We start from the raw sequence: 22,517 nt of genomic DNA on the forward strand, positions 1-22,517 counted from the left end.
TTTACTTACTCAGTGACGACCTCGTTACCATTAACGATGGTCTTGGTGATTATATAATCGCGTGTAAAGGCGGTCAGGTTAGCGACCATGCCCGGCGCAATGCTGCCGAGCTGCTTGTCCACGCCGATAGCGCGCGCAGGATAGAGCGTCGCCATGCGCAATACTTCGTCCAGTGCCACGCCGCAATGCTCAACCAGATTACGCACCCCTTCAATCATGGTCAGGGAAGATCCGCTGAGGGTGCCGTTTTCATCTACGCACAGCCCATTGCGGTAGTATATTGTTTTCCCGGCAAAAATGAACTGGTCAATATTCGCCCCCGCCGGCGCGGTGGCGTCGGTGACCAGGCACAGCTTGTCGCCTTTCAGGCGCTTGGCGTTGCGCACGTTGGCGTAATCGACGTGCATCCCGTCGACGATGATACCGCAGTAGACATCCGGCTCGTCAAAAATCGCCCCGGCAAGACCCGGTTCGCGGCCGGTAATGTACGGCATCGCATTATACAGGTGGGTGGCAAAGGTAATGCCCGCGCGGAAGCCGACTTTCGCCTCTTTCAGCGTAGCGTTGGAGTGGCCCGCGGAGACAACGATCCCGGCGGCGACCAGTTTGCGGATCACTTCTGGCTCAACGCGCTCAGGGGCGAGGGTCACTTTGGTGATCACATCGGCGTTGTCGCACAGGAAATCGACCAGCGCCGCGTCCGGTTTACGCACGTAGTCCGGATTGTGGGTGCCTTTCTTAACGATATTCAGCCACGGCCCTTCGAGATGCAGGCCCAGCGCCTGGTTCGGATGTTTTTGCAGATATTCGCGCATCACGCGCACGCCTTGCTTCATCAGATCGTCGCTGGAGGTAATCAGCGTCGGCAGGAAGCTGGTGCAGCCTGAGCGTTCGTTGGCCTTCTGCATGATCTCCAGCGTTTCGACAGTGACCGCCTCTGGGCTGTCGTTAAACTGCACGCCGCCGCAGCCGTTGAGCTGGACGTCGATAAAACCGGGGGCGATTATTGCGCCGTTGACTGAGCGCTGCTCGATGTCAGACGGCAAATCTGCCAGCGGACAAAGACGTTCGATAAAGCCATTAGCGATAACAACCGCATGGTCATCGAGAATTTCATGACCGGTATAAACCCGGCCCTGGGTTAATGCATACATTACGACCCCCGGTATATACGCCTCATCAGGTCAGCGTTCGTTCGTTTGCCGCCGGCATGATGGTGCGTACAAAGAAAAAGATGATCCCGCGCCAGGGCGCGGGAAGGACTACATTACAGACCTTTAATATTTTCAGCTTCTAATTCGTTGAAATATTTCAGCGTCTTCACTTTCAGCTCCATGGTGGACGGTTCGTCGCAGACGATCACCGCCTTCGGATGCAGCTGCAGACAGGTAATAGTCCACATGTGGTTGACGTTACCTTCTACCGCCGCCTGCAGCGCCAGCGCTTTCTGATGACCCAGCACCAGAATCATCACTTCTTCTGCGTCCAGCAGGGTGCCCACGCCGACGGTCAGCGCATATTTCGGTACCAGATCCACATCGCCGTCGAAGAAGCGGGAGTTCGCTACGCGGGTTTCATGGGTCAGGGTCTTAATACGGGTGCGGGACGCCAGAGAAGAGGCCGGTTCGTTAAACGCGATATGACCATCGTTGCCCACGCCGCCCATGAACAGGTGGATTTTACCGTAGGAACGAATTTTTTCTTCATAGCGACGGCATTCCGCATCGATGTCCGGCGCGTTACCATTCAGCAGGTTGATATTTTCTGCCGGAATATCAACGTGGTCAAAGAAATTACGGTGCATAAAGCTATGATAGCTTTCCGGATGCTCTTTCGGCAGGCCAACGTATTCATCCATGTTAAAGGTGACGACGTGTTTGAAGCTAACCTGGCCTGCTTTATGCATTTCAACCAGCGCCTTGTAGGCGGTCAGCGGGGTACCACCGGTTGGCAGACCCAGGACGAACGGACGGTCCGCGGTTGGTTTAAATGCATTAATGCGGTTAACGATATGGCGGGCAGCCCATTTACCGACCTGCTCAGCGGTTACCAGGGGAATCAGTCTCATTCTTCACCTCTATAGTCAAAGTAGATTCTGGCGGATTGGCGCCAGCACTCTAAGGAGAGTATTGCAGCAACTGCGCCGACCGGGGTCAATCCGTGTTGATTTTTTGAATGATAAAATAAGTTTTCGTTGTTAGCCAGTGCAAGGGAGGAGGGAATACGATATTTGGTGATAATTATCACAAAAAATACCCGTTTAATTTGCGATACGAATTAATTTTTCACACACTTTGCCGGTAAGTGATAAAACCGACCTTGTTACACAATAAAAAAGTGGCTTTGAAATGAGCCTCATCGGGGTCTCATAGGGGGAATAAGATGAATATTTTAGGTTTCTTTCAGCGACTGGGTAGGGCGTTGCAGCTCCCTATCGCAGTGCTGCCGGTCGCGGCATTGCTGCTGCGTTTCGGGCAACCAGACCTGTTGAATGTACCCTTCATCGCGCAAGCGGGTGGGGCGATCTTCGATAATCTGGCGCTGATCTTCGCAATTGGTGTGGCATCAAGCTGGTCTAAGGATAACGCCGGTTCTGCGGCGCTGGCCGGTGCGGTAGGGTATTTCGTGATGACCAAAGCGATGGTCACCATCAACCCGGAAATCAATATGGGCGTGCTGGCCGGTATCATTACCGGTCTGGTGGCAGGGGCGGTATACAACCGCTGGGCCGGCATCAAGCTGCCGGACTTCCTGAGCTTCTTCGGCGGCAAACGCTTCGTGCCGATCGCCACCGGCTTCTTCTGTCTGATCCTCGCGGCGATCTTCGGCTACGTCTGGCCGCCGGTGCAGCACGCTATCCACTCTGGCGGCGAATGGATCGTCTCCGCAGGGGCGCTGGGTTCCGGTATCTTTGGTTTCATCAACCGTCTGCTGATCCCAACCGGTCTGCATCAGGTGCTGAACACCATCGCCTGGTTCCAGATTGGTGAGTTCACTAACGCCGCTGGCGCTGTGTTCCACGGCGACATCAACCGCTTCTACGCCGGCGACGGCACCGCGGGGATGTTCATGTCCGGCTTCTTCCCAATCATGATGTTTGGTCTGCCGGGTGCGGCGCTGGCGATGTATCTGGCGGCGCCGAAAGCGCGTCGTCCGATGGTAGGCGGTATGCTGCTGTCCGTGGCCATCACCGCGTTCCTGACCGGGGTAACCGAGCCGCTGGAATTCCTGTTCATGTTCCTGGCTCCGCTGCTGTACCTCCTGCATGCGGTGCTGACCGGTATCAGCCTGTTCATCGCAACGGCGCTCGGGATCCATGCGGGCTTCTCCTTCTCCGCAGGTGCAATTGACTACGTGCTGATGTACAGCCTGCCGGCCGCCAGCAAAAACGTCTGGATGCTGCTGGTGATGGGCGTGGTGTTCTTCTTCGTCTACTTCCTGCTGTTCAGCGCGGTGATCCGCATGTTCAACCTGAAAACGCCGGGTCGTGAAGACAAAGCCGCTGACGTGGTAACGGAAGAAGCCAACAGCAACACTGAAGAGGGGCTGACCCAGCTGGCGACCAGCTATATCGCCGCGGTGGGCGGAACGGACAACCTGAAAGCCATTGACGCCTGTATCACCCGTCTGCGTCTGACCGTGGGCGATTCGGCGAAGGTGAACGACGCCGCCTGTAAACGTCTCGGCGCGTCCGGGGTGGTGAAACTGAATAAGCAAACCATCCAGGTTATCGTCGGTGCGAAAGCAGAGTCTATCGGCGATGAGATGAAAAAAGTGGTTACCCGCGGCCCGGTAGCGGCAGCGGCAGCCGCACCGGCTGGCAACGTCGCCACCGCAGCGCCCGCGGCTAAACCGCAGGCGGTAGCGAACGCGAAGACCGTTGAGTCGCTGGTTTCGCCGATTACCGGTGACGTGGTGGCCCTCGAGCAGGTGCCGGACGAAGCCTTCGCCAGCAAAGCCGTCGGCGACGGGATCGCGGTGAAACCGACCAGCAACATCGTGGTGGCCCCGGCCGCCGGTACCGTGGTGAAAATTTTCAACACTAACCACGCGTTCTGCCTCGAAACCAACAACGGTGCGGAAATCGTCGTTCACATGGGTATCGACACCGTGGCGCTGGAAGGCAAGGGCTTCAAACGTCTGGTTGAAGAGGGCACGGACGTGAAGGCGGGTGAGCCGATTCTGGAAATGGATCTGGACTTCCTCAACGCCAACGCGCGCTCAATGATCAGTCCGGTCGTCTGCAGCAACAGCGATGACTACAGCGCGCTGGTGATACTGGCGAGCGGTAAGGTCGTTGCTGGCCAGACGCCGCTGTATGAGATTAAAGGCAAGTAAGGCTCCTGAGTCGAGTTTTTGCCTCAGCGGCGAAGGGAAACCTTCGCCGCTTTTTTTTCCAGCAATCGGCCCCATAATCCTCTTCTGATACCTATTTTACGTAACTAATAGTTGTCACTACGCCCTGCTTGTAAGATCATGTGCCGTTATACGTTGTTTACGCTTTGAGGAACCCGTGATGAGTGAGGCAGAAGCCCGCCCGACTAACTTTATCCGTCAGATTATTGATGAAGATCTGGCTACCGGTAAACATACCACCGTTCACACTCGCTTCCCGCCGGAGCCGAACGGTTATCTGCACATTGGCCATGCAAAATCCATCTGCCTGAACTTCGGCATCGCCCAGGATTATCAGGGCCAATGCAACCTGCGTTTCGATGACACCAACCCGGTGAAAGAAGATATCGAATACGTTGAGTCGATTAAAAACGACGTGCAGTGGTTAGGTTTCCACTGGTCCGGGGACGTATGCTACTCGTCTGATTATTTCGATCAGCTGCATCAGTATGCGGTTGAGCTGATCAACAAAGGTCTGGCCTATGTTGATGAACTCTCTCCTGATGAAATTCGCGAATACCGCGGCACCCTGAAAGCGCCGGGTAAAAACAGCCCGTATCGCGACCGCAGCGTGGAAGAGAACCTGGCGCTGTTTGAAAAAATGCGCAGCGGCGGCTTCGAAGAAGGCAAAGCCTGCCTGCGCGCGAAGATCGATATGGCGTCGCCGTTTATCGTGATGCGCGATCCGGTGCTGTACCGCATTAAGTTCGCTGAGCATCATCAGACTGGCAACAAGTGGTGCATCTACCCGATGTACGACTTCACCCACTGCATCAGCGATGCGCTGGAAGGCATTACCCACTCGCTGTGTACCCTGGAGTTCCAGGACAACCGCCGCCTGTACGATTGGGTGCTGGACAACATCAGCATCCCGGTGCATCCGCGTCAGTACGAATTCTCGCGCCTGAATCTCGAATACACCGTGATGTCCAAGCGTAAGCTGAACCAGCTGGTGACTGAGAAGCACGTGGAAGGCTGGGACGACCCGCGTATGCCGACCATCTCCGGTCTGCGTCGTCGCGGCTACACCGCCGAATCCATCCGTGAGTTCTGCAAGCGCATCGGCGTGACCAAGCAGGACAATACCATCGAGATGGCGTCGCTGGAGTCCTGCATTCGTGAAGATCTGAACGAAAACGCCCCGCGCGCGATGGCGGTGATCGATCCGGTGAAACTGGTTATCGAGAACTATCCGCAGGGCGAAAGCGAAATGGTGGTGATGCCAAACCATCCGAACAAGCCGGAAATGGGCAGTCGTGAAGTGCCGTTCAGCGCCGAAATCTGGATCGATCGCGCGGACTTCCGCGAAGAAGCCAACAAACAGTACAAGCGTCTGGTGCTGGGTAAAGAAGTGCGTCTGCGCAACGCCTACGTCATCAAAGCGGAACGCGTGGAGAAAGATGCCGAAGGCAATATTACCACCATCTTCTGCACCTACGATGCCGACACCCTGAGCAAAGACCCGGCCGACGGCCGCAAGGTCAAAGGCGTGATCCATTGGGTAAGCGCGGCGCATGCGCTGCCGGTAGAGATCCGTCTCTACGATCGTCTGTTCAGCGTGCCAAACCCGGGCGCGGCGGACGATTTCCTCGCGGTAATCAACCCGGAATCGCTGGTGATCAAACAGGGGTACGCGGAGCCGAGCCTGGCGCAGGCCGAAGCCGGTAAAGCTTACCAGTTTGAGCGTGAAGGCTATTTCTGCCTCGACAGCCGCTATGCAACCGCAACCAATCTGGTGTTCAACCGCACCGTCGGGCTGCGTGATACCTGGGCGAAAGCGGGCGAATAACATTTCTTTTCTGTCAAAGCGTCGCTCCCAGCGGCGCTTTTTTTGTTTCAGAATCAGCTAATTAAACTTTTCATTTTCGCGATGCGAATTAATTCTGTTTCTGCGCGGTAATAAATAGCGCTTCTGATGTTTCCTGTCACATACAAAAAACCAATGTAATCGCTTTCAATGATTGCGTTTTTCCCTGATTTTGCAATGACTTCCATAACAAAATCATCAGAGATAAGACTGTAACAAAACGACATAAAATATGTGCGCTTTGTCATAATCTTAAGCTTTGCCTCACGAAAAACATTGATAATTCGCGTCACGAAAAATAGTCTATCTATAGTGGTTTCGCGGTCTTTTTTACCGCCCCACATTTTGCAGTTTTATTTATTTTTTAGCGATTGACCGCTGGTCTTCGCCTTTTAAAACGTCAAAGAGGATATGCACATGCGTACGTTTAGTGGCAAACGTAGTACGCTGGCGCTGGCTATTGCCGCCGTCACCGCGATGTCGGGCTGGGTTGTGGCTCCACAGGCCAGCGCAGCAGGCTTTATCGATGATTCAACCTTAACCGGCGGTATCTATTACTGGCAGCGTGAGCGTGACCGTAAAGATGTGACCGACGGCGACAAATACAAAACCAACCTTTCCCACTCCACCTGGAACGCCAACCTGGACTTCCAGTCCGGCTATGCCGCCGATATGTTTGGCCTTGATATTGCCGCGTTTACCGCGATTGAAATGGCGGAGAACGGCGATAGCGGTCACCCGAACGAAATTGCTTTCTCGTCACGTAACAAAGCCTATGACGAAGACTATTCCGGCGATAAGAGCGGCATCAGCCTGTATAAAGCCGCAGCGAAATTCAAATATGGTCCGGCGTGGGCACGTGCGGGCTATATCCAGCCAACCGGCCAGACTCTGCTGGCCCCGCACTGGAGTTTTATGCCAGGTACCTATCAGGGGGCGGAGGCCGGGGCTAACTTCGACTATGGCACGGCGGGCGCGTTAAGTTTCTCCTATATGTGGACGAACGAGTATAAAGCGCCATGGCATATCGAGATGGACGATTTCTATCAGAACGATAAGAAGACCAAAGTCGATTATCTCCACTCCGTCGGCGCTAAATATGATTTCAAAAATGACCTGGTGCTGGAGGCGGCATTTGGTCAGGCTCAGGGCTATATCGATCAGTACTTTGCTAAAGCCTGCTACAAGTTTGATGTCGCCGGCGCGCCGCTGAGCACCAGCTACCAGTTCTACGGCACCCGCGATAAGGTCAGCAACGGCGGGGTCAACGACATCTATGATGGCACCGCATGGCTGCAGGCGTTAACCTTTGGTTATAAGGTGGCGGATGTCCTGGATCTGCGTCTCGAGGGAACCTGGGTGAAGGCTGATGGCCAGCAGGGCTACTTCCTGCAGCGTATGACCCCGACCTACGCCTCTTCCAATGGTCGTCTCGATATCTGGTGGGATAACCGCTCCGACTTTAACGCCAACGGCGAAAAAGCGGTCTTCTTTGGCGCGATGTATGACATGAAAAACTGGGATATGCCGGGCTGGGCGTTCGGCGCGTCTTATGTCTACGCCTGGGATGCGAAGCCGGGCCGAATGTCCTCTCCGGATGCGTACTATGACCCTGACTATCGCCTGAAAGAGTCGGCCTATAGCCTGGATGCAATGTATACCGTACAGGAAGGGCGGGCGAAGGGCACCCTGTTCAAACTGCACTTTACCCAATACGACAACCATTCCGATATTCCGAGCTGGAGCGGCGGCTACGGCAACATCTTCCAGGATGAGCGCGACGTGAAGTTCATGGTTATCGCCCCGTTCACTATTTTCTGATGCCTGCGCGGCGGGCGTGAGCCTGCCGCACCTCTGGGAGAACGACAATGAAAAAAATGCTGCTTATTGCCATGATGGCAGCGGGCCTGGTGGCCTGCACCACGTCGCCGGCGCCGAAAGAAGACACCAAACTGAAAGATGCCTATAGCGCCTGTATTAATACGGCGGAAGGGAATCCGGACAAGATTGAAGCCTGCCAGAGCGTACTGAATGTGCTGAAAAAGGATAAACAGCACCAGCAGTTCGCCAACCAGGAGAGCGTTCGCGTCCTGGATTACCAACAGTGTATTCAGGCCACCCGCACCGGCAACGATCAGGCGGTGAAAGCGCGCTGCGATCAGATCTGGAAGGAGATCCGCAGCAATAATACGACCCATTAAATCAGACGACAGCGGCAAACGGGCGGGGCATATCTCCGCCCGTTTGTTTTTTTTGCGCTGACTCTCCGCCGGCTGATAGCCGCGGCTCAGCCGCACGAACAGTAGCGCGGTGGCAATGAATCCGCACAGCGCGGCGCACATTAGCCACCAGCCCGGCGGGCTTTTATCGCCGGTGAGCTCGACCAGTGCGGTGGAAATAGCTGGCGTCAGGTCGCCGAAAATGGCAGTAGCGAGACTAAAGGCCAGCGAAAAGCCCACGGTGCGGACGTGTACCAGCATCACTTCGGTAAGCGCCGCGACCATCGCGCCGTTATACATGCCAAAGAAGAACGAGAACCATAGCAGGACCAGCGTCATACGGGTGAAATCGGGCGCGACGGTGAGCCAGTGCATCACCGGCCAGGTGGTGAGCAGGGCCAGCACGGTAATGCCCATCAGCACCGGACGACGACCGATCCGATCAGAGATCGCCCCGCTGGCGAAGTTCCATATCAACTCTCCGGACAAAGCGGGGATGAGGAAAGTCACCCCAGGGGCGTGTGCGGGAAGGGTGCCAGAGGCGCCCATAAAAAAGCCAACCGGCAGGTTGGCTTTTCAGTCTCAGCGAAACGGGGAATTATTTTTCCACCGCGTCGTGGGCGTGTTCGTCCTCGCGGCAATCCCCTTCCGCACAGTGACCGTACAGATATAAACTGTGGTTGGTCAGGCGGATGCCGTGGCGGGAGGCAATTTCACGCTGGCGTAATTCGATCGAGTCGTCGCTGAATTCGATCACTTTGCCGCAGTCGAGGCAGATCAGGTGATCGTGGTGATGCTGCTGGGTCAGTTCGAAAACGGATTTTCCGCCTTCGAAATTATGACGAGTCACGATGCCGGCGTCATCAAACTGGTTGAGGACGCGGTAAACGGTCGCCAGACCGATCTCTTCGCCCATGTCGATCAGGCGTTTATATAAGTCTTCCGCACTGACATGATGGTTATCCGGTTCCTGCAGCACTTCAAGGATTTTTAGTCGAGGAAGTGTGACTTTCAGGCCAGCCTTCTTTAATGCGGTATTGTTGTCAGTCATGCGGAATCTGTCCTGTTGCTAAACGATCTACTTCCTTCAACGGAAGTCATACAGAAATTAACCCGACGTAATGCGTCTCATTATAGAACTGCCACTGGTAAATGAAAACTGCAAGCATCAGGCCTGGTTTGCTGTCAAAAACGAGGCACCAGCTACAAACTGCGTCACGTGCCTCGTAGAATCAGAGGACATTGTACAGATATGTGATTAAAAGTTAAAAACTTGTAGCTATTAGTTTGATTGCTTTTGTCTATTAATGCGGCGCAACTCAATGATTGCGCCGCTTAATCATCAGGCGTTTTTGATTTCTTCGAGGTGCAGCTCTTCGGCAACCTGCTTCACCCATTTCTCAACGCGCTCGTTGGTCAGCTCCGGCTGGCGGTCTTCATCGATGGCGAGGCCGACGAAGTGGTCGTCATCCGCCAGGCCTTTGGAAGCCTCAAAATGATACCCCGCCGTTGGCCAGTGACCGACGATGGTCGCGCCGCGCGGCTCAATGATGTCGCGGATGGTGCCCAGCGCGTCGCAGAAGTATTCTGCGTAATCTTCCTGGTCGCCGCAGCCGAACAGCGCCACCAGTTTGCCATTGAAGTCGATCTCTTCCAGCGTCGGGAAGAAGTCATCCCAGTCACACTGCGCTTCACCGTAGTACCAGGTCGGGATACCGAGCAGCAGGATGTCGTGGGCTTCCAGGTCTTCTTTGCTGCTTTTGGCAATGTCGTGAACATCAGCAACATCTTTACCAAGCTGCTTTTGAATCATTTTTGCAATATTTTCGGTGTTGCCGGTGTCGCTGCCAAAAAAGATGCCGATGATTGCCATGAGTAAAATAACCTCTTGAAACTTAAATGATGTGGTAGGGACGCAATGCCCATAGATAACGGCAATCATAGCAGAACAGGCAAGGGCGCGGAAACAGCAATCACGCCCGACTGCACACTCTGCTACATGAATGCGGGTTTTTCGCGGAAAGTTAGACTTTTCCCTGGCTGCGCAGGGCGGTTAACTGGGTCATCAGCATCTCTTCAATGAGATCGCTGCGGCTCATATTACGCGCTTCCGCCAGCTCGTTGAGCGCATCGACCGCATCGGCGTTGAGTTTTAACTCCACGCGCTTCAGCCCGCGAACCTTATCGCGTTTCAGCTGGTTACGTTTGTTGATGCGCAGTTGTTCATCGCGCGACAGCGGATTGGTTTTCGGTCTTCCCGGGCGACGCTCGTTTGCGAACAAATCTAATGTCGTACGGTCCGTTTGTTCTTTTGCCATGATTCTGAGTGACTTCGGGGAAACAAGCTGCCGGGCTCTAGCCGGCGCAGATAGCGCGCCATCATACATCAGGCGAACGGCTGCGCCAACGACCGTGGGCATTCTGCGGCGCGGTCGGGCATATTTTAGCCAATCAGGCGGCGATGCTCGTCAGATAGCGGCGGATGGCGCGTAACACCGCATCGGGTTTCTCAGCATGGACCCAGTGTCCGGCGCCGGCGATGACGTGGGCCCGGGCCTGCGGGAACTGGGCCAGCAGCGCGTCGCGGTAGGCGTCGGTCACATAGGGCGAGTTGCCGCCGGGAATAAACTGCGTCGGGTGCGGCCAGGCCGGGATGGTTTCCCAGCCGACGATATGCGGATACTGGTCCCACAGCACCGGCACGTTGAAGCGCCAGTCGCCGTCGACGAATGATTTCAGCAGGAACTGAATCACGCCTTCTTCCTGCAGGTGCTCGCGCATCACCTGCGCCGCCTGCTGGCGGGTGCTGGCGGCGGATTCGCTGACGGCGCGGATAGCGGCGAAGATCTCATCATGGCGGCGAACGTGATAATCCACCGGCGCGATATCGATCGCCACCAGACCGCTGATGCGTTCAGGCGCCAGGGCGGTAAGCGCCATTACCGCTTTCCCGCCCATCGAATGGCCGATAAAGGTGGCGCGCTCGATCTGGTGCGCGTCGAGCGTATCAAGCAGATCCTGCGCCATGGCGGGGTAGGTCATCTCTGGCGACCGCGGCGACAAACCGTGGTTGCGCATATCGACCTGCACAATATCATGGTCGGCGATCAGGTCGCGGGCGAGGATGCCCAGGTTGTCCAGGCTGCCAAACAGACCGTGGACCAGCACGATCGGGGAGTGGTTGTGCGGATTCTGTGCAGATTGCGCTCGGCTATTTAATTTCATGGCAAAGTTCTTTTTTTCGCTCCGTCGGGTTAGGGTATTATGTTGGACATTCTGCCATCCGGCTGCAAGACCCAGAAGTTTTCTGAGTTTTACCGCCATCCTGGTTTGACGCTATCCGCGGTTGGGATTTGTACTTATAATCCCAACGATTTGTATTCAGAAAAGATATCGCACTGGATTAAGATGAAAACAATTGAAGTTGATGATGAACTCTATCGCTATATTGCCAGCCACACTCTGCATATCGGCGAGAGCGCATCCGACATTTTACGGCGTATGCTAAAATTTTCCGCCGTTTCCCAACCGGCTACACCGGTCAGCAAAGCCGCGCCGACGCTGGCGCCAGCGCCTGTCGCTGAGGTGAAACCCGCTAACCCGGTGAAAGATAAAGTCCGCGCCATGCGCGAGATGCTGTTATCTGATGAATACGCCGAGCAGAAGCGCGCGGTGAACCGTTTTATGCTGGTGTTGACGACCCTCTACTCCCTGGACAGTAAAGCATTTGCCGAGGCCACCGAGTCTCTGCACGGCCGCACGCGCGTTTACTTCGCGGAAGATGCGCGTACGCTGCTGAAAAGCGGTAATCAGACCAAACCGAAACAGGTTCCTGGTACACCGTGGTGGGTGATCACCAATACCAATACCGGCCGTAAATGCAGCATGATTGAGCACATCATGCAGTCGATGCAGTTCCCTGCGGAGCTGATTGAAAAGGTTTGCGGCACGATCTAGCTTTTTAACATTTGCACCAGAAGGATCAGGCAATGGCAATCGATAAACGTGCGGGGCAGCCTGCGCAACAGAGTGATTTGATTAACGTCGCCCAACTGACTGCTCAGTACTACGTGCTGAAGCCTGAAGTCGGTAATGCGGAGCATGCGGTAAAATTCGGCACCTCTGGCCATCGCGGCAGCGCGGCGCGCCACAACTTCAACGAACCGCATATTCTGGCCATCGCCTAGGCCATTGCGGAAGATCGTGCGAAAAACGGGATCACCGGTCCGTGCTATGTCGGCAAAGATACCCACGCCCTCTCCGAGCCGGCGTTTATTTCGGTGCTGGAAGTGTTAACCGCCAACGGCATCGACGTGATCGTGCAGGAAAACAACGGCTTCACCCCGACGCCGGCGGTCTCCAACGCGATTCTGGTGCATAACAAAAAAGGCGGTCCGCTGGCGGACGGCATTGTGATCACCCCGTCACACAACCCGCCGGAAGATGGTGGTATCAAGTACAATCCGCCAAACGGCGGCCCGGCTGATACCAACGTCACCAAAGTGGTGGAAAACCGCGCCAACGAACTGCTGGCCGCGGGCCTGCAGGGCGTGAAACGCATTTCTCTGGACGCGGCGCTGGCTTCTGGCCACGTTAAAGAACAGGATCTGGTGCAGCCGTTCATCGAAGGGCTGGCGGATATCGTCGATATGGCCGCAATCCAGAAAGCCGGCCTGACGCTGGGCGTCGATCCGCTGGGCGGGTCCGGTATCGAATACTGGAAACGCATTGGCGAGCACTACAAGCTCAATCTGACCATTGTTAACGATCAGGTGGATCAGACCTTCCGCTTTATGCACCTCGATAAAGACGGCGCCATCCGCATGGATTGCTCCTCAGAGTGTGCGATGGCCGGCCTGCTGGCGCTGCGCGATAAGTTCGATCTGGCGTTTGCTAACGACCCGGATTACGACCGCCACGGGATTGTGACCCCGGCGGGGTTGATGAACCCGAACCACTACCTGGCGGTAGCGATCAACTACCTGTTCCAGCATCGTCCGCAGTGGGGCAAAGAGGTGGCGGTGGGTAAAACGCTGGTCTCCTCCGCGATGATTGACCGCGTGGTGAACGATCTGGGCCGCAAGCTGGTGGAAGTGCCGGTGGGCTTTAAGTGGTTTGTCGACGGCCTGTTCGATGGCAGCTTCGGCTTCGGCGGCGAAGAGAGCGCCGGGGCCTCCTTCCTGCGCTTCGACGGCACGCCGTGGTCCACCGATAAAGACGGCATCATCATGTGCCTGCTGGCGGCGGAAATCACCGCGGTGACCGGGAAAAACCCGCAGGAGCATTACAACGAACTGGCGGAACGCTTCGGTGCGCCGAGCTACAACCGTCTGCAGGCTTCCGCGACCTCCGCGCAGAAAGCGGCGCTGTCCAAGCTCTCTCCGGAAATGGTCAGCGCTGACACCCTGGCGGGGGATCCGATCACTGCCCGTCTGACCGCGGCGCCGGGCAACGGGGCGGCGATTGGCGGCCTCAAGGTGATGACCGACAACGGCTGGTTCGCGGCGCGTCCGTCAGGCACCGAAGACGCCTACAAGATCTACTGCGAAAGCTTCCTCGGCGAAGAGCATCGCAAGCTGATTGAAAAAGAAGCGGTAGAGATTGTCAGCGAAGTGCTGAAGAACGCTTAACAACGCACTACCATCAGGCCCCTTGCGGGCCTGATTTTTTTCGCAAGGATAGCGATGAAAATACAACGGAAGTCCCTGTTTTTGTTCTGGGCGTGGATGGATCTCTTTTTCGTCCTGCAATTCTTATGGTGGAATATTGCCCACCGCCGCCTCCCTTTTTACGACGATCTGCTGGCTTATCTCCAGCTGCTGCACACCTGGGGCTCCGCGGCGGTCTGGCTGTACCCGCTGAATGTTCTGCTGATTATCAGCATCCCGCTATCGATGATCTTTTTTTTCCGCCAGAGCCGCTATGCGCTGTGGCTGGCCTGGGGGCAGGCGCCGCTCAGGCTGCTGTTTATGCAGCCTTCGCTATCGCTGGGCCTGTGGCTGATTCAGGCTGCCGGCATCAGGCATGTAGCGATCCTGGCAGGCTTTCTGCTGCTCTCTGAAGGGCTGAAAATCGCCAGCCTCTGGTACTGCAGAGGCGGGATTCAGGGCATAAAGCGATAGCCAATCCCGGTTTCGGTCAGCAAATGCTGCGGCCGTGCCGGATCGGCCTCCAGCTTTTGTCGCAGATGACCCATATAGATCCGCAGATAGTGGCTGTGCTCCACGGCGTTAGGCCCCCACACCTGATTCAGCAGCTGACGCTGGGTAAGCACTTTGCCGGGATTATTCAACAGCGCCGCCAGCAGGCGAAACTCGATAGGCGTCAGGTGGATCTCTTCGCTGCCGCGCAGGATGCGGCGGGCGGGGATATTAACCTCCAGGTCAGCGAAGCGCACCACCGGCTCATCGGCCTGCGCCGCGCCATGGCGACGCAGCGCGACGCGCAGGCGGGCCTGCAGCTCGCCGATGCCAAAGGGTTTACTTAAGTAGTCATCGGCGCCGGCATCCAGGGCGGCAATTTTGTCATGCTCTTCGCTACGCGCTGACAGGACGATAATCGGCATCTGGCTCCACTGACGCAGGTCGCGAATAAAATCAATGCCGTCACCATCCGGCAGGCCGAGATCGAGGATCGCGAGGTCGGGCTTACGGGTGGCGGCTTCAATCAGCCCACGCTGCAGGGTTTCCGCTTCAAATACGCGCATGCCCTCGGCTTCCAGCGCGGTGCGCAGAAAGCGTCGGATAGCGTGTTCGTCTTCGATAATCAGAACGTTAATCACAATTCCTCAGGTAGCTCTTCCAGTTCAGGGGGCGTTTCTCCAGGCAGTGTAACACGGAATGAGGCGCCGCCCTCGGGCCGGTTGCTGGCGGAGATGGTCCCGCCGTGGACGTCGACGATGGCCTGACAGATGGCAAGGCCCAGCCCGACGCCAGGGATCGCCGACTCTTTGTTGCCGCGGGCGAATTTATCAAAGATAGTCTGTTCCTGGCCTGCCGGGATCCCTGGACCGTTATCCCATACCTCCAGCGACAGCTGCCGGGCGTCCGCCTCGGCGCGAATGCCGATGCTCGCCCGGGCGCCGGCATACTTATGGGCATTTTCCAGCAGGTTGATCAGCACCCGCTCGAACAGCGGCCCGTCGACATGCACCAGCTGGAGGGGATCGGGTAAATCCAGCTGAATATGCTGGCCGCCGAGGCTTGGCTCGAGCATGCGCAGCGCGCTGCCGACCACTTCCTCCAGCGTCAGCCACTCCTTATGCAGATTGAAGCCGCCGGACTGGATCCGCGCCATATCCAGCAGGTTGTTCACCAGCCGGGTGGTGTTGAGCACATGCTGGCGGATTTCGTTGGCCTGCGGGGCATGTTTTGAACCTTCGCTGGCCAGATCGAGGGTCAGAATTTCCGCCTGGCCAAACAGAACGGTCAGCGGAGTACGCAGATCGTGCGACAGGGCGGCGAGCAGCGAGTTACGCAGGCTTTCCCGCTCGCTGGTCAGACGGGCCTGCTCTTCGCTGGCGGTCAGGGTGAGGCGCTCCAGAGCGCTGGCCACCAGCAAGGTAAAGGTCTCCAGCAGCCGCTGCTGCTCCGGGATCATCAATTGGCGCAGATTCTCCGGTTCCACCACCAGTAGTCCCCAGGTGCGGGCGGCGCTCTTCAGGGGCAAGATCTGATACGGCACGCCGGGCAGGGTATCGGTGCCGGCGCCGGCAGGTTGGCCCTTATCAAAGCTCCAGCGGGCGATGGCATCATCCCACGGGGTCAGCCCTGGCTGGTGGGTTAAGGGCAGCAGTTTTCCCTGGGCGTCCGGGAGCAGCAGCTGGCTGCGGGCCTGAAAGGTGGAGGCGATAAATCGCTCGCTGGTGGTGGCGATATCCTGCTGGCTGCGACCCACCGCCAGCGCTTTAGACATCTCATACAGATGGCGGGTACGGCGTTCACGGTAGCGCGCCACCCGCGCCTGGTAGCGCACGCCGGCGGTGAGGTTGCCGATAAGCAGGCCCACGGTGAGCATCACGCCGAAGGTGAGCAGATACTGGACATCCGACACCGCCAGCGTCCCGCGCGGGGCGACAAAAAAGAGATCGAAGCTGATGACGTTGATCACCGTCGCCAGCACCGACGGCCAGCGGCCATAGACCAGGGCGATGAGCACCACCCCCAGCAGATAGAGCATCACCAGGTTGGCGGCTTCGAAGGCCATCAACCACTGCATGGCCACCAGGGTAATGATGGCGCATAGCGCCACCGCCACCGCGCAGCCCTGCAGCTGCAGGCGCCATTTCTCCAGCGCCGTACGGCTGTCGTTGCCCCGCGCAGGGAGAGGGGACGGTTTTTCATCGAGGGCGATCACCACCAGATCGAGGTCCGGCGCATGGCGAGCCAGACGATCGGCGAAGCCGCTGCGATCCCACCCGCGGCGCTTGCTTTGCCGGCCAATGACGATTTTGCCGAGGTTATGTTCGCGGGCGTAATGGAGGACCGCTTTCTCTTCCGACGGGTCGGAGAGGGTGGCGGTTTCGGCCCCCAGCTCCTGGGCCAGACGCAGCGCGGCGAGAATAGCCCGCCGCCGGGCTTCCGGCAGCCGGTGCAGGGAAGGGGTCTCGACATACACCGCATGCCAGACGCTGCCCAGGCGGGCGGCGAGCCGGGCGGCGGCGCGCACCAGCTTTTCGCTGCCGGTGTTGTGCCCGATACAGAGCAGGATCGCATCGCGGGTGTGCCAGACTTTCTCCTGGCCCTGGCGGTCGCGCCAGGCGCGCATCTGCTCATCGACGCGGTCGGCGGTGCGGCGCAGGGCCAGCTCGCGCAGCGCAATCAGATTGCCCTTGCGGAAAAAGTTTTCGATAGCGCGCTCGGCCTGGCCGCCGATGTAGACTTTGCCCTCATTGAGCCGCTGGCGCAGATCGTCAGGGGGGAGGTCCACCAGCACCACGTCGTCCGCGGCGTCAAAGAAGGGATCGGGAACCGTCTCCCGCACCTGCACGCCGGTGATCCCGCTGACGACGTCATTCAGGCTTTCCAGATGCTGGACGTTAACGGTAGTGAAAACATCTATCCCGGCCTCCAGCAGTTCATCCACATCCTGCCAGCGCTTTGGATGGCGGGAGCCTGGCGCATTGCTGTGCGCCAGCTCATCCACCAGAATCAGCGCCGGACGGCGGGCGAGGGCGGCGTCGAGATCGAACTCATAGACGTACCGCCCACGATGGGCAAGCCGCCGCGGCGGCAGGGTACTCAGGCCCTGCAGCATCGCGGCGGTCTCTTTACGGCCGTGGGTCTCCGCCACGCCAATCAGAATATCCAGCCCTTGGGCGCGCAGCCGCTGCGCTTCCGCCAGCATCGCCCAGGTTTTCCCCACCCCGGCGCAGGCGCCAAAGAACACTTTCAGTTTGCCGCGATGCGGGGCGGCGGTGTGCTGCAGCAGGCGGTCAGGGTCCGGGCGCAGCGGCTCGTCACTCATTTACTTATCCTTCAGGGCATCCAGCGCCATATTGAGTTGCAGTATATTGACCACCGGCTGGCCAAGGAAGCTCAGCAGCGGGGTTTGTGTGGCCTGATTCACCAACTGGGTTACCTGCTCAACGCTCAGCTGGCGCGCTTGAGCCACCCGGGGCACCTGCCACAGCGCGGCGGCCGGAGTCAGGTTGTTATCGAGACCGCTCGCCGAGGTGGTGACCAGTTCGACCGGCACCCGCGGGTCGGCGTCCGGGTTGGCAGCGCGCAGGGCCTGCACGCGCTCGCTCACCGCTTTATCCAGCGCCGGGTTGCTGGCGGCGAGGTTGCTGCCGCCAGAGGCCATGGGATTATCCGTCGTCTCCGCGGTGGCCGACGGGCGGCCCTGGAAATAGCCTGCGGCGGTGAAGTTCTGGCCAATCAGCGCCGAGCCGCGCACTTCACCGTTCAGGCGGATCAGCGAGCCGTTGGCCTGTGAGTTAAACCACCATTGTCCCAGGCTGGTGGTTAGCAGAGGATAGACGCCGCCGGTGAGCAGCGTTAACAGAATAAATAGCACAAGTGCCGGACGAATCAATGACATAGTTTGTTCCTCACACCAGACCGCTCAGGGTCAGCAGCAGGTCGATGGCTTTAATACCGATAAAGGGCACCAGCAGACCGCCGAGGCCGTAGATCCACAGGTTGCGGCGCAGCATCGCCGAGGCGGAGAGCGGGCGATAGCTGACGCCTTTCAGGGCCAGCGGGATCAGAAAGACGATGATCAGCGCGTTGAAGATAACGGCGCTGAGGATCGCCGATGAGGGCGAATGCAGGCCCATCACGTTCAGCATGGCCAGCTGAGGATAGACCGCGGCAAACGCCGCCGGAATAATGGCGAAATATTTCGCCACGTCGTTGGCAATACTGAAGGTGGTCAGCGAGCCGCGCGTCATTAACATCTGTTTGCCGATATGGACCACCTCAATCAGCTTGGTGGGGTTGGAATCCAGGTCGACCATGTTGCCCGCTTCCTTCGCCGCCTGGGTGCCGGAGTTCATGGCCACCGCCACGTCGGCCTGAGCCAGCGCGGGCGCGTCGTTGGTGCCGTCGCCGGTCATCGCCACCAGCCGACCTTCCGATTGATACTGGCGGATCAGCGCCAGCTTGGCTTCCGGCGTCGCTTCGGCGAGGAAATCATCGACGCCGGCCTCGGCGGCGATCGCCGCGGCGGTCAGGCGGTTATCGCCGGTGATCATCACCGTTTTAATGCCCATTTTGCGCAGCTGGGCGAAACGTTCTTTGATGCCGCCTTTGACGATATCTTTGAGCGCAATAATCCCCAGCACCTTTTCCCCTTCGGCGACCACCAGCGGCGTGGCCCCCTGGCGGGCGACCTCTTCCACCTGTTTATCGACATCGGCAGGGAAGTGGCCGCCGTTGGCCTCCACGTGGCGGCGAATGGCGTCCACCGACCCTTTGCGGATCATGCGCTGATCGATATTGATGCCGCTCATCCGCGTTTGCGCGGTAAAGGGGACAAAGGTGGCGTGCAGCGACTGCAGATCGCGTTCGCGCAGGTTAAAGCGCTGTTTCGCCAGCACCACGATGCTGCGCCCCTCAGGGGTTTCATCCGCCAGCGAGGAGAGCTGGGCGGCGTCGGCGAGGGTTCGCTCTTCCACGCCGCGCGCCGGCAGGAAGGCTGAGGCCTGGCGGTTGCCGAGAGTAATGGTCCCGGTTTTATCCAGCAGCAGAACATCGACGTCGCCAGCGGCTTCCACCGCACGGCCGCTGGTGGCGATCACGTTGGCGCCGAGCATACGGCTCATCCCGGCGACGCCGATGGCCGACAGCAGCCCGCCGATGGTGGTCGGGATCAGGCACACCAGCAGGGCGACCAGTACGGTAACGCTGACCGCATTGCCGCTCCACGCCGAGAAGGGCCAGATGGTGGCGGTGGCCAGCAGGAACACCAGCGTCAGGGCGATCAGCAGGATCGTCAGGGCGATCTCGTTCGGCGTTTTACGGCGCTGGGCGCCTTCCACCATGGCGATCATCCGGTCGAGGAAGGTTTCTCCCGGGTTCACGCTGCAGCGGATCACCAGCCAGTCGGAGAGAATGCGTGTCCCGCCGGTCACCGAGGCAAAATCGCCACCGGATTCACGGATCACCGGGGCAGACTCGCCGGTAATGGCGCTTTCGTCCACCGAGGCGCCGCCTTCGATGACTTCGCCATCGCAGGGGATAATATCCCCGGCTTCCACCAGCACCACGTCGCCTTTGCGCAGGTCTTCCGCCGGCACGTGGTCGACCGGTGCGTCATGCTGCGGGGCGCGCAGTTTGCGGGCGAAGGCCGTTTTTTTCACCCCTTTCAGGCTGTTGGCCTGGGCTTTGCTGCGGCCTTCCGCCATCGCTTCGGCAAAGTTGGCGAACAGCACGGTAAACCACAGCCAGATACTGACGGCGGCGGTAAAGGTGGCGCTACCGGTCAGGGCGCCGCCAGCCATGGCGATCGCCAGCAGGGTAGTTAACAGACTGCCCACCCAGACGATAAACATCACCGGATTGCGCCATTGCACCATCGGGCTGAGTTTTTTCACGGCATCCAGCAGCGCCTGGCGCACCAGCGTCGGCTCCAGCAGGGCTAATTGTTTGCGACTCATAACAGGGTGCTCCGCATCGCTCAAAGTAAGGAAAAGTGTTCAGCCAGCGGGCCAAGCGCCAGCGCAGGAATAAAGGTCAGGGCGCCCACCAGCAGCACGGTGCCGATCAGTAAACCGATAAACAGGGCGTCGTGAGTGGCCAGGGTGCCGGGGCTGGCCGGTTGAATTTTCTTCGCCACCAGCGAGCCGGCGATGGCCATCACCGGAATGATGACGGCGAAGCGGCCGACCAGCATGCAGAACGCCAGCAGCAGGTTCCAGAACGGCGTCGCCGCGCCCAGGCCAGCGAAGGCGCTGCCGTTGTTATTGGCCGCCGAGGTGACGGCGTACAGCACTTCGCTAAAGCCGTGCGGTCCAGGGTTGAACATCCCGGCGCGGCCGGCGTCGGTCATCATCGCCAGCGCCGTGCCGAGCAACACCAGCGTCGGGGTGACCAGAATGGCGAGGGCGATCATTTTCATTTCCCGGACATCGATTTTCTTCCCGAGGTACTCCGGGGTGCGGCCGACCATCAGCCCGGCGATAAATACCGCCAGCATAACGAACAGCAGCATGCCGTACAGGCCCGAGCCGACGCCGCCGAATACCACTTCGCCAATCTGCATCAGCCACATCGGCACCATGCCGCCCAGCGCGGTGAAGGAGTCATGCATGGCATTGACCGCGCCGCAGGAGGCGGCGGTGGTGATCACCGCGAACAGACTGCTGGCGAGAATACCGAAGCGACTCTCTTTACCTTCCATATTCAGGCTGCTGTCGGCGCCCAGCGTCAGCAGGTGGGGGTTGCCGCGGGTCTCCGCCCACATCACCACGGCGACGCAGAGGATAAAGATCAGCGTCATTGCCCACAGGATGGCGCGTCCCTGACGCCGATCGCTTACCACCTCGCCGAAGGTGAAGCACAGCGCCGTCGGGATCAGGAAGATCGCCAGCATCTGCACGAGATTGGTCAGCGCGGTCGGGTTTTCAAACGGATGGGCGGAGTTGGCATTGAAGAAACCGCCGCCGTTAGTGCCCAGCAGCTTAATCGCTTCCTGTGAGGCGACAGGCCCCATCGGCAGCAGCTGGTGCACCCCTTCGAGGGTGGTAAAGGGCTGGTAGGCCTGCAGATTCTGCGGCACGCCCTGCTGAATAAAGAACAGGGCCACCAGCAGAGAGAGCGGCAGCAGCAGCCACAGGGTAATGCGCGTCAGGTCGACCCAGGCATTGCCGAGGGTGGACATTTTCTGCCGGGCGAAGGCGCGGGTCAGGGCGAAGACCACGGCGATGCCGGTGGCGGCGGAGAGGAAATTCTGCACCGTCAGGCCGACCATCTGGCTGAGATAACTCATGGTGCTTTCGCCGGCGTAAGCCTGCCAGTTGGTATTACTGACAAAGCTGATCGCGGTATTGAGCGCCAGATCCCATGACAGCCCCGGCAGGTGCTGCGGGTTAAACGGCAGCACGCCCTGGAGCATCAGCAGGGCAAACAGCGCCAGGCCGCCGAGGGCGTTAAACAGCAGGAGCGCCAGCAAATACTGCAGCCAGCCCATCTCTTCGGCGCGGATCCCGGCCACGCGCCACAGGACGCGCTCGACCCCGGCCAGGCCGGGAAGCGGGATGTCATTCACCATTCTTGCCAGACACATCCCCAGCGGGCGCGCCAGCACCAGCAATACCAGCAGATAGCTGGCTAATAATAAAAATCCCTGGGCAGCCATCAGAATGCCTCCGCATGTATCAAGGCATAAACCAGATAAGCCAGTAACAGGAACACCAGCCCAACGCCAGTGAGTACGCCTGCAGTCACAATCCACCTCCGGGTGTGTTTTCGATTTACCTGGAGGATAGAAATTACGGCGCAAAGATTTCGCAAAAATCCGCGGGTGCGGTGTAAAAAAAGTATAAAAATGACAAAGGCACAAATTAACTGATGGTTAGTATTAATTTAACTTTTTCGTAACTAATTTACGTGGCGAATGTAAATTAAGTATAAATACGTGCTTTTTAGTGGTCG

19 protein-coding genes and 2 pseudogenes are annotated in these 22,517 nt (G+C 58.2%); 7 read left to right on the forward strand and 14 right to left on the reverse strand.

Annotated elements, in window-relative coordinates; genetic code table 11:
• Window positions 1-5: 5 nt before the first annotated feature.
• Together nagA and nagB are read right to left on the reverse strand one after the other, a co-directional pair.
• Complete coding sequence (nagA, locus tag DR88_RS18965; protein ID WP_004147596.1) at window positions 6-1,154, reverse strand: N-acetylglucosamine-6-phosphate deacetylase; 1,149 nt, start codon at window positions 1,152-1,154, stop codon at window positions 6-8.
• 113 nt (window positions 1,155-1,267) lie between these two features.
• Entirely contained in the window at window positions 1,268-2,068 is an 801-nt protein-coding gene (gene nagB, locus DR88_RS18960) for a glucosamine-6-phosphate deaminase (RefSeq protein ID WP_002894749.1), read from the reverse strand.
• Window positions 2,069-2,382: 314 nt separating this feature from the next.
• Here nagB and nagE point away from each other — a divergent pair, with 314 nt between their 5' ends.
• On the forward strand, window positions 2,383-4,338 hold the full coding sequence (nagE, locus tag DR88_RS18955; protein ID WP_004147599.1) for a PTS N-acetyl glucosamine transporter subunit IIABC: 1,956 nt from the start codon (window positions 2,383-2,385) through the stop codon (window positions 4,336-4,338).
• Window positions 4,339-4,516: 178 nt separating this feature from the next.
• Window positions 4,517-6,184: a glutamine--tRNA ligase gene (glnS, locus tag DR88_RS18950; RefSeq protein ID WP_002894753.1), complete on the forward strand. Its 1,668-nt coding sequence runs from the start codon at window positions 4,517-4,519 to the stop codon at window positions 6,182-6,184.
• A 53-nt stretch (window positions 6,185-6,237) separates the two neighbouring features.
• Here glnS and DR88_RS31830 read toward each other — a convergent pair whose 3' ends face one another.
• Window positions 6,238-6,390, reverse strand: a complete 153-nt coding sequence (locus DR88_RS31830; RefSeq protein ID WP_410404544.1) for a hypothetical protein — start codon at window positions 6,388-6,390, stop codon at window positions 6,238-6,240.
• Between the two features lie 229 nt (window positions 6,391-6,619).
• Between DR88_RS31830 and chiP the strand changes: the two genes are divergently transcribed.
• Both chiP and DR88_RS18935 read left to right on the forward strand, forming a co-directional pair.
• Complete coding sequence (gene chiP / locus DR88_RS18940) at window positions 6,620-8,023, forward strand: chitoporin ChiP (protein ID WP_025861876.1); 1,404 nt, start codon at window positions 6,620-6,622, stop codon at window positions 8,021-8,023.
• 47 nt (window positions 8,024-8,070) lie between these two features.
• A complete protein-coding gene (locus tag DR88_RS18935) occupies window positions 8,071-8,403 on the forward strand; it encodes a ChiQ/YbfN family lipoprotein (protein WP_002894759.1) in 333 nt (110 codons plus the stop codon).
• Between the two features lie 57 nt (window positions 8,404-8,460).
• Here the strand turns inward: DR88_RS18935 and DR88_RS27795 are convergent.
• From DR88_RS27795 to ybfF, 5 genes and pseudogenes are all read right to left on the reverse strand, one after another.
• Window positions 8,461-8,886 (reverse strand): annotated as a pseudogene (locus DR88_RS27795) (MFS transporter); the annotation flags it as partial.
• A gap of 133 nt (window positions 8,887-9,019) precedes the next feature.
• Window positions 9,020-9,472 (reverse strand): ferric iron uptake transcriptional regulator, encoded by a 453-nt coding sequence (gene fur / locus DR88_RS18930; protein WP_002894761.1) that lies wholly within the window; start codon window positions 9,470-9,472, stop codon window positions 9,020-9,022.
• Between the two features lie 291 nt (window positions 9,473-9,763).
• Entirely contained in the window at window positions 9,764-10,294 is a 531-nt protein-coding gene (fldA, locus tag DR88_RS18925) for a flavodoxin FldA (protein ID WP_002894765.1), read from the reverse strand.
• A gap of 151 nt (window positions 10,295-10,445) precedes the next feature.
• On the reverse strand, window positions 10,446-10,739 hold the full coding sequence (ybfE, locus tag DR88_RS18920; protein WP_002894767.1) for a LexA regulated protein: 294 nt from the start codon (window positions 10,737-10,739) through the stop codon (window positions 10,446-10,448).
• 133 nt (window positions 10,740-10,872) lie between these two features.
• Window positions 10,873-11,646: an esterase gene (gene ybfF, locus DR88_RS18915; RefSeq protein ID WP_032443816.1), complete on the reverse strand. Its 774-nt coding sequence runs from the start codon at window positions 11,644-11,646 to the stop codon at window positions 10,873-10,875.
• Between the two features lie 183 nt (window positions 11,647-11,829).
• Here ybfF and seqA point away from each other — a divergent pair, with 183 nt between their 5' ends.
• The 3 genes and pseudogenes from seqA to DR88_RS18900 all read left to right on the forward strand — a co-directional run bounded on the left by seqA (window position 11,830) and on the right by DR88_RS18900 (window position 14,543).
• Window positions 11,830-12,378 (forward strand): replication initiation negative regulator SeqA, encoded by a 549-nt coding sequence (gene seqA, locus DR88_RS18910; protein WP_002894771.1) that lies wholly within the window; start codon window positions 11,830-11,832, stop codon window positions 12,376-12,378.
• A gap of 32 nt (window positions 12,379-12,410) precedes the next feature.
• Window positions 12,411-14,051, forward strand: a pseudogene (pgm, locus tag DR88_RS18905) (phosphoglucomutase (alpha-D-glucose-1,6-bisphosphate-dependent)).
• Between the two features lie 54 nt (window positions 14,052-14,105).
• Entirely contained in the window at window positions 14,106-14,543 is a 438-nt protein-coding gene (locus DR88_RS18900; RefSeq protein ID WP_004223677.1) for a hypothetical protein, read from the forward strand.
• On the opposite strand, the gene kdpE is transcribed toward DR88_RS18900, so the two are convergent.
• Genes kdpE through kdpF form a run of 6 tightly spaced genes read right to left on the reverse strand, consistent with a single transcriptional unit; the run spans window position 14,525 to window position 22,310 of the window.
• Window positions 14,525-15,202, reverse strand: a complete 678-nt coding sequence (gene kdpE, locus DR88_RS18895) for a two-component system response regulator KdpE (RefSeq protein ID WP_012068459.1) — start codon at window positions 15,200-15,202, stop codon at window positions 14,525-14,527. The genes DR88_RS18900 and kdpE overlap by 19 nt on opposite strands.
• The gene (gene kdpD / locus DR88_RS18890; RefSeq protein ID WP_012068460.1) at window positions 15,199-17,886 is read right to left on the reverse strand and encodes a two-component system sensor histidine kinase KdpD; all 2,688 of its coding nucleotides are present in this window, start codon (window positions 17,884-17,886) and stop codon (window positions 15,199-15,201) included. The genes kdpE and kdpD overlap by 4 nt, the downstream gene beginning before the upstream one ends.
• Window positions 17,887-18,462 carry a potassium-transporting ATPase subunit KdpC gene (gene kdpC, locus DR88_RS18885; protein ID WP_004176862.1) on the reverse strand — a complete coding sequence of 192 codons (576 nt, stop codon included), beginning with the start codon at window positions 18,460-18,462 and terminating at the stop codon, window positions 17,887-17,889.
• A gap of 10 nt (window positions 18,463-18,472) precedes the next feature.
• On the reverse strand, window positions 18,473-20,521 hold the full coding sequence (gene kdpB / locus DR88_RS18880) for a potassium-transporting ATPase subunit KdpB (protein WP_004147607.1): 2,049 nt from the start codon (window positions 20,519-20,521) through the stop codon (window positions 18,473-18,475).
• Between the two features lie 20 nt (window positions 20,522-20,541).
• Window positions 20,542-22,221 carry a potassium-transporting ATPase subunit KdpA gene (gene kdpA, locus DR88_RS18875; RefSeq protein ID WP_004183426.1) on the reverse strand — a complete coding sequence of 560 codons (1,680 nt, stop codon included), beginning with the start codon at window positions 22,219-22,221 and terminating at the stop codon, window positions 20,542-20,544.
• Window positions 22,221-22,310, reverse strand: a complete 90-nt coding sequence (gene kdpF, locus DR88_RS29560) for a K(+)-transporting ATPase subunit F (RefSeq protein ID WP_020323459.1) — start codon at window positions 22,308-22,310, stop codon at window positions 22,221-22,223. The genes kdpA and kdpF overlap by 1 nt, the downstream gene beginning before the upstream one ends.
• Window positions 22,311-22,517 lie beyond the last annotated feature (207 nt).

The organism is Klebsiella pneumoniae, from assembly GCF_000742135.1.
Taxonomy (GTDB): Bacteria; Pseudomonadota; Gammaproteobacteria; order Enterobacterales; family Enterobacteriaceae; genus Klebsiella; species Klebsiella pneumoniae.